This is a genomic window from Sinobaca sp. H24 (assembly GCF_023845525.1).
This window is the reverse complement of the sequence record NZ_JALBWT010000073.1, coordinates 1-7,157: the sequence shown is the minus strand read 5'-3', so window position 1 is coordinate 7,157 and position 7,157 is coordinate 1. Positions and strand designations below refer to the sequence as shown.

Genomic DNA, 7,157 nt, shown 5'->3' with positions numbered 1-7,157 from the left:
GTATCTCTATTAATTCATTTCAGTCTTGTTAAACAGCTCACCCAGCGGAATCAGGTCGGCTCCGGGGAATATGCCCGGCTGCCGTTTCATTTGGTTCTCTCACATCAATTATCCGGGCATCCGCGGAAGCTTCCACCTCATTCGGGGTAGTTTGTCTAATCGTTTGTTTCTCTGTCATTCGTTTTGTCAGCCTTTCTTATTTAGAGTTATCAATGCTTTGCTGCATACGCTGTTCTACGTCTTCGGCAATACTTTTTAATTCCGGATCCTCTATAAATCCGATTAGTACGGTCGGGCGGGGCATTCCAATATGAGTCACTCCATTGTCTTCGTATACTGTAATTTTACAGGGCAGAAAATTCCCGGCCGCTTTATGGCGGCGTAAGACCTTTTCCGCCTCTTTTGGATTACATACTTCCAAAATACGATAAGGCTCCGGAAATTCAAGTCCTTTTTCGATCAGCTTAGCCTGCAGGTCAAAATCCCACAGCACGCCGAATCCTGCAGTCTGAAGATGCTTCTCCAGTGAAGCTGCGGCATCCTCTACGGTTTTGGTCGATTCAACAGTATAATGAAACATCATTTTGTTCCTCCTTAAAGTGAATTACTAATCGTTATAATATACCCCATGGAGTATATTGTCAAGCGGGAACGTTACTTAAAAAATATTTTGTATACGCTTACATATTTTGCTATACTGTCAACATACCAACCGGTTAGTATACAAGGAGGAGAGAAGCAGATGGACTTTTCTATTCACCAAATGTACGTAAGCTCCAGGAGCAGCTCACAGCGTTTATGGAGGAGCATGTATATCCCAATGAATCCGTGTATGAGAAGCAGCTGAATGCAATGGATACGCGCTGGAGCGCAGTCCCTCCTGTAATGGAAGAATTAAAGAAAAAAGCGAAACAAGCCGGATTATGGAATTTATTTCTACCTGACCGCGAGCATGGGGCCGGGCTTACCAATCTGGAATACGCGCCGCTCTGTGAAATCATGGGCCGTTCGTTAATCGGCCCGGAAGTATTCAACTGCAGCGCTCCGGATACAGGAAATATGGAAGTGCTCTCTAAATACGGCAGCGAAGAGCAGAAACAGCAGTGGCTCGTACCGCTGCTGCAAGGCGAGATACGCTCTTGTTTTACGATGACAGAACCGGATACCGCCTCCTCAGACGCGGTTAATATTCAGGCACGCATTACAAAAAAGGATGGAAGCTATGTGCTCAATGGCACAAAATGGTGGTCCTCCGGCGCCGGAGATCCCCGCTGTAAAATTGCCGTATTCATGGGGAAAACCGACCCCGAAGCCCCGCGCTATGAACAGCAGTCGATGATTCTCGTTCCGTTGGATACCCCCGGTATTACGATAGAGCGGACCCTGTCTGTGTTTGGGTATGATCATGCTCCGCACGGACATGCAGAAATTACGTTCAGCAATGTCCAGGTGCCGGAGGAAAATATGATTTGGGGCGAAGGTAAAGGATTTGCCATTGCCCAGGGCAGACTTGGTCCAGGCCGTATTCATCACTGCATGCGCCTGATCGGGGCAGCCGAACGGTCGCTTGAGTACATGTGCCGCCGTGTCCAAGAGCGGGAAACATTCGGCAAAAAGCTGTCTCAGCAGGGGGTGGTGGCCGAATGGATTGCCGACTCCCGCATAGAGATCGAACAGGCCCGGCTGCTGACGATGCGCGCAGCCTACATGATGGATACGGTTGGCAATAAAGAGGCAAAAACAGATATTGCCATGATTAAAGTGGTAGCACCTTCCATGGCACTCCGCGTGATTGACCGGGCTATCCAGGCATTTGGGGGAGCCGGCGTATCGGACGACTTTCCGCTGGCCGCACAGTGGGCAAATGCGCGAACGCTTCGCCTTGCCGACGGACCCGACGAAGTACACCGGGCCCAGATTGCCCGTCTTGAACTGAAAAAACACACGCCGAAGGAGGATAACAAATGAACGTACAGGAGTTATTTTCACTGCAGGGAAAAACGGCTGTAGTGACCGGAGGAGGAAGAGGACTCGGTTATCAGATTGCCGAAGGGCTGGCGGAGGCCGGGGCCAATATTGTGCTTTGTTCCCGCAAACTCGAAACCTGTGAAGAAACGGCTGCCCTCCTCGAAAAAAAGGGCATACAGACCGCCGCCTTCGCCTGCGATGTAACCAACCAGGACCAGGTGGAACACGTAATAAGCGAAACAAAAAAGCGATTTGGAACGATTGATATTCTCGTGAATAACAGTGGAGCTACCTGGGGGGCACCGGCCGCTGACATGCCGCTGGAGGCCTGGCAGAAAGTTTTAAATGTGAATGTTACCGGGACCTTTTTAATGAGCCAGGCGGCCGGACGTGTCATGATTGAGCAGCAGGCCGGGAAAATCATCAACATTACCTCGGTCGCCGGACTGAAAAGCTCCGCACCTGAAGTCATGGATACGATCGGCTACAATACGAGCAAAGGTGCCATTATTACGTTCACAAAAGATCTGGCTTCCAAATGGGGGCAGCACAACGTCCATGTCAATGCAGTCGCTCCAGGCTTCTTCCCGACAAAAATGTCCAAAGTTATTATGGAGCACGGAGGAGAAGCGATACTGGCCAATACCCCGCTCGGACGATTTGGCGGACCGGATGAATTAAAAGGAGTGGTTTTGTTTCTCGCTTCCAAAGCGTCTGACTATGTCACAGGGGATGTTCTCATTGTAGACGGCGGTTCGCACGTACGTTAACCAGAAAGGGTGAGAAAGCATGAATGAAATAAACACGATCACTGTCGTTGGGGCCGGCCAGATGGGACATCAGATAGCTATGTTAGGAGCACTTGGAGGGTATCGGACCATCCTCTGCGATATCGAAAAAAATAACCTGGAAAAAGCCGACGCGACGCTGGAACAGCTGATGAATGGCTGGGTCCGGAAACAGAAAATCTCTGAACAGAAGAAGAAGGAAGCATTCGAACGGCTGTCTTTCACGGAAGACCTGCAGGAGGCCGCAAAGCAGGCAGATTTTGTGATTGAAGCGGTCGTAGAAAAGCTTGATGTAAAGCAGGAGGTATTCAGCCGGCTTGACGAATGGGCCCCGGAACATGCGGTACTGGCGACAAACAGCTCCACGATTGTCAATAGTCTTCTTTCTACAAACCGGCCGGACCGTATGGTGAATATGCACTTTTTTTACCCTCCGCTTGTTATGGACTGTGTGGAAGTAGTGATGAGTGATGCCACATCTGAAGAAACGGCGCAGGCGGCCATAACCGTCAGCCGCCGGATGAACCGGACCGCGGTACTGCTTCGAAAAGAAATATCCGGCTTTGTGGCCAACCGCATTCTCGGCGCCCTGCAGAAAGAAGCTGTTCATCTTTATGAAGAAGGCATTGCGGATTACAAAGACATTGATACGATTGTTAAAAAAGCACTCCGCCACCCGATCGGCCCATTCGAGCTGATGGATCTATCCGGGATTGATGTGGGCTACTTCGTGCAGCAGCAGCGCTTCCGGGAAACCGGTGATCCCGAAGATAAGCCGGCCGCCTGTATCGAAGAAAAAGTTAAACAGGGACACCTCGGACGAAAAACCGGCCAAGGCTGGTACACGTACCCTTCTTAGGAGGCAGGATATGACAACAATTCCCGTTCGATCAGGAGAAGAGCTAAACAAAGACCGTCTGGAAACCTTTCTGCGTACCCATATGGAAGATCTTCCGACCGGCACGCTGCATGTCACCCAGTTTGCCGAAGGCCATTCCAATTTAACCTATGCGCTGTCCATAGACGGCTGGGAAGCCGTACTGCGCCGGCCGCCGCTTGGGCCTGTCGCACCTAAAGCACACAATATGGAACGTGAATTTACGTTTTTAAAAGAAATTAAGCCGTTTTTTGATGCCGCCCCGGATCCTCTTATATATACAGAAGATACGTCCATCATTGGCGCCCCGTTTTTTATTATGGAGCGCAAGCACGGTGTAGTTCTAGACACTCAGTTTCCGGAACAGATAGAGCCAGACCCTGACTTATGCCGGCATATTTCCACGCAGATGGCAGAACGCCTGGCGGATCTGCATCGGATAGATTATACCCAAACCGGGCTGATGAATATAACCCGGCCGGACGGTTTTTTAAAAAGGCAGGTGGAAGGCTGGATCTCCCGCTATCAGCGGGCAGCCACTGATGATATACCTGCTGCCGATCAGCTGATGAAATGGCTGCAGACCCATCTCCCTGATTCAAAAGAAACGACCGTCATTCATTACGATTACAAATTAAATAATGCGATGTTTACAAATGATTTACGGCAGATGAAAGGGTTGTTTGACTGGGAAATGGCCACGGTAGGTGACCCGCTTGCTGATCTTGGAGTGGCGCTGAGCTACTGGATCGAAGCGGAGGATCCGGATGAGGTCAAGCATGCGCTTGGCGGCACGCCGGTGACCACGCTTCCCGGTTTTTATACCCGGGACGAATTTATGCATCAGTACAGTTTACACAGCGGCAGAGATCTGGCGGGGGTGCACTACTATTTTGTTTTTGCCTACTTTAAGCTGGCCGTTATCGCCCAGCAGATTTATTATCGCTATCAAAATGGCCAGACCTCGGATCCGCGCTTTGCCTCCTTCGGCCGGACCGTTAAGACGTTGATGAAAGAAGGCGAAATGTTACGTTCTCATAAAGGCGGCCGTTCGTGAATATTCATGTCCTGACGCGCAAAGAAGAGATAGAAGAAGCGCAGCTCGTCCGCGGCTCGAAAATTGCGGTCGCCGTCGATGTGCTGCTGGCGACTACGACGATTGCTGCCTGCCTTGAAAAAGGAGCAGTCCAGGTGATTCCTGCCGCTACGCGTGAAGAAGCTCTAGAGCATGCAGCCTCTCTTCCAGCGGACTCCTATATTCTGGCCGGGGAAGAACAGGCGCGTCCTATAGAAGGATTTGTATATCCAGGACCCGTCCATTTGGCTGCCGGGGCACAAAAAACCGTTATTTTAGTGACGACGAACGGGACGGCCGCCCTCCGGAAACTCCAGTCCGCGGAGGAAGTATATGCAGGATCGCTTGTGAACGCCCGTGCGCTTGCTTTCGTACTAGCTGCTAAACCAGAGGAGGCGACTCTTCTTATTACGGCGGCCGGCAATGCAGGGGAGATCAGCCTCGAGGATATGTACGGGGCAGGGTGCTTAATTGATGCGGTATTGAAAGAGAAAACCTGTACGTTGACGGATGCTGCCCGAACTGCGCTGAGCGTCTATCAGAATGAACCAAACGCCCGGCACGTGCTCGAGTCATCCCGCGTAGGGAAAAAACTGCTGGCCTATAACATGGAAGAGGACCTGGAGTATGCTTCAACCGTTAACAGCAGTACAGCTGTATGCCGGTATATAAACACCGGCATATCCAATTAGACTTTTTTATAAGGAGGAACCTATGCAGCATTCAACGATCAAACATCCGGGCGGCTCATTTATGACCGGCAGTACCAGCCCGGACAGCATATTTGTCCCTGAACATATGACCGAGGAGCACCGAATGATCGCCAAAACAGCCGAACGTTTCATAGAAAATGATGTGCTCCCGGTAAGGAACAGGATTGAAGAGCAGGACTTTACGACAACGACCAATCTGTTAAAAAAAGCAGGGGAGCTTGGCCTGCTTGGGCACAGTATCCCTGAATCCCACGGCGGACTTGGGATGGATAAGATAAGCAAGGCCGTCGTCGGAGAGGCGGTGGGAGGAACGTCGAGCTACGGGGTGGCTCATTCCAATCATACGTGCATCGCCACGCTTCCGATTACCTATTACGGGACCGACGATCAAAAGCGGCGCTATCTGCCCAAACTAGCTTCCGGTGAATACCTGGGCGCATACTGTCTGACCGAGCCTAATGCCGGATCAGACGCACTTGCCTCGCAGACTACGGCCGTCTGGTCGGAAGCCAAACAGAGCTACCTGCTGAACGGAACCAAACTCTATATTACCAATGCCGCATTTGCGGATACATTCATCGTTTACGCAAAAGTAGATGGAGAGCACTTTACGTCCTTTATTGTTGAAAAAACATTTGCCGGTCTGTCGCTTGGTCCCGAAGAAAAAAAGATGGGCATTAAAGGATCTTCAACAAGAAGCGTCGTTCTTGAAGATTGTATGGTCCCCCGCGAAAACCTTTTGGGAGACGTGGGACAGGGGCATTTGATTGCCTTAAATGTCCTCAATCTGGGACGGTTTAACCTCGGATCGGCATGCGTAGGTGGAGCCAAAGCGGCCTTTAAAAAGACGGTGGCGTTCATATTAGAACGACGGCAGTTTGGCAGCCGGATTGCGGATTTTACAGCTACAAAAGAAAAAGCAGGCCGGCTGGCGGCCAGACTATACGCGGCGGAGAGCATACAGTACCGGACAGCAGGGCTCCTTGAAGACGCACTTGGAAGCCTTTATACGGAGACGGATCATCACCTCATTAACCAGCAGCTGAGGGAATACGCCGTTGAGTGTGCGATCTGTAAAATATATGGTTCGGAAACATTGGATCTGGTTGTGGATGAAGCACTGCAGCTGCATGGAGGAGCAGGGTTTATTGAAGAATACGAAATCGAACGCGCTTACCGTGATTCCCGCATTAACCGTATTTTTGAAGGAACCAACGAGATCAACCGGCTGCTGGTACCGGCGCCGCTTTTCCGCCGGGCCGCAAAAGGAGAAATCGATCTGGGTACCCTCGCACGTGACGCTGCCCAAACCCTCCATCAGCCTCAGCCGACAGCTGATGGCATGCTCGCACCAGAACAGCGGGCAGTCGAGGCTATAAGGGAAATGCTTCTCGTCTGTTCGGGAATGGCGCTACGAAGGTACGGCAAAGAAATAAAAAATGAACAGGAAACGCTTATAAGCCTGGCGGACCTCTCCATTCAGCTATATGCCGCGGAATCGACGCTGCTTCGAACCATGGCCGCGGTTCAAAAAGTAAAGGAAGCACCGCGAAAGAAGGCGCTGACGTCTGTGTGTCTGTACACGTGCCTGGAAAAGGCCGAACGAACCGCACGTGCGCTTATTTTAGAAATCGGGGAAGAACAGGAAAAAACAGCGCTCACAGAGGCAATATACAAAGTATGTGCAGTATACCAGGAGGCCCGGCCGGTAAGGGAAGCCCTGCGGTTCATTGCGG

The 7,157-nt window shown here is 51.0% G+C and carries 6 protein-coding genes and 1 pseudogene; 6 read left to right on the top strand and 1 reads right to left on the bottom strand.

The features are described 5' to 3' along the window. Positions 1-196 precede the first annotated feature (196 nt). Positions 197-580: a DUF302 domain-containing protein gene (locus MMY81_RS32655; RefSeq protein ID WP_252312525.1), complete on the bottom strand. Its 384-nt coding sequence runs from the start codon at positions 578-580 to the stop codon at positions 197-199. A gap of 173 nt (positions 581-753) precedes the next feature. Here MMY81_RS32655 and MMY81_RS32650 point away from each other — a divergent pair. From MMY81_RS32650 to MMY81_RS32625, 6 genes and pseudogenes are all read left to right on the top strand, one after another. Beyond that, positions 754-1,968 (top strand): annotated as a pseudogene (locus MMY81_RS32650) (acyl-CoA dehydrogenase family protein); the annotation flags it as partial. Next, the gene (locus MMY81_RS32645; protein WP_252312382.1) at positions 1,965-2,738 is read left to right on the top strand and encodes an SDR family oxidoreductase; all 774 of its coding nucleotides are present in this window, start codon (positions 1,965-1,967) and stop codon (positions 2,736-2,738) included. The pseudogene MMY81_RS32650 and the gene MMY81_RS32645, both read left to right, overlap by 4 nt. A 19-nt stretch (positions 2,739-2,757) precedes the next feature. Next, positions 2,758-3,615: a 3-hydroxyacyl-CoA dehydrogenase family protein gene (locus tag MMY81_RS32640; protein ID WP_252312383.1), complete on the top strand. Its 858-nt coding sequence runs from the start codon at positions 2,758-2,760 to the stop codon at positions 3,613-3,615. 10 nt (positions 3,616-3,625) lie between these two features. Then, the gene (locus MMY81_RS32635) at positions 3,626-4,690 is read left to right on the top strand and encodes a phosphotransferase family protein (protein WP_252312384.1); all 1,065 of its coding nucleotides are present in this window, start codon (positions 3,626-3,628) and stop codon (positions 4,688-4,690) included. Next, on the top strand, positions 4,687-5,400 hold the full coding sequence (locus MMY81_RS32630) for a 2-phosphosulfolactate phosphatase (protein ID WP_252316088.1): 714 nt from the start codon (positions 4,687-4,689) through the stop codon (positions 5,398-5,400). Before MMY81_RS32635 ends, MMY81_RS32630 begins: the two co-directional genes overlap by 4 nt. 22 nt (positions 5,401-5,422) lie before the next feature. Continuing rightward, positions 5,423-7,157 (top strand): acyl-CoA dehydrogenase family protein (locus MMY81_RS32625; RefSeq protein ID WP_252316087.1); only part of this gene is annotated, 1,735 nt, incomplete at its 3' end.

Coding starts and splice junctions, on each gene's coding strand:
- MMY81_RS32655 (WP_252312525.1), bottom strand. CDS start 580: ATGTTTCATTATACTGTTGAATCGACCAAAACCGTAGAGGATGCCGCA.
- MMY81_RS32635 (WP_252312384.1), top strand. CDS start 3,626: ATGACAACAATTCCCGTTCGATCAGGAGAAGAGCTAAACAAAGACCGT.
- MMY81_RS32645 (WP_252312382.1), top strand. CDS start 1,965: ATGAACGTACAGGAGTTATTTTCACTGCAGGGAAAAACGGCTGTAGTG.
- MMY81_RS32640 (WP_252312383.1), top strand. CDS start 2,758: ATGAATGAAATAAACACGATCACTGTCGTTGGGGCCGGCCAGATGGGA.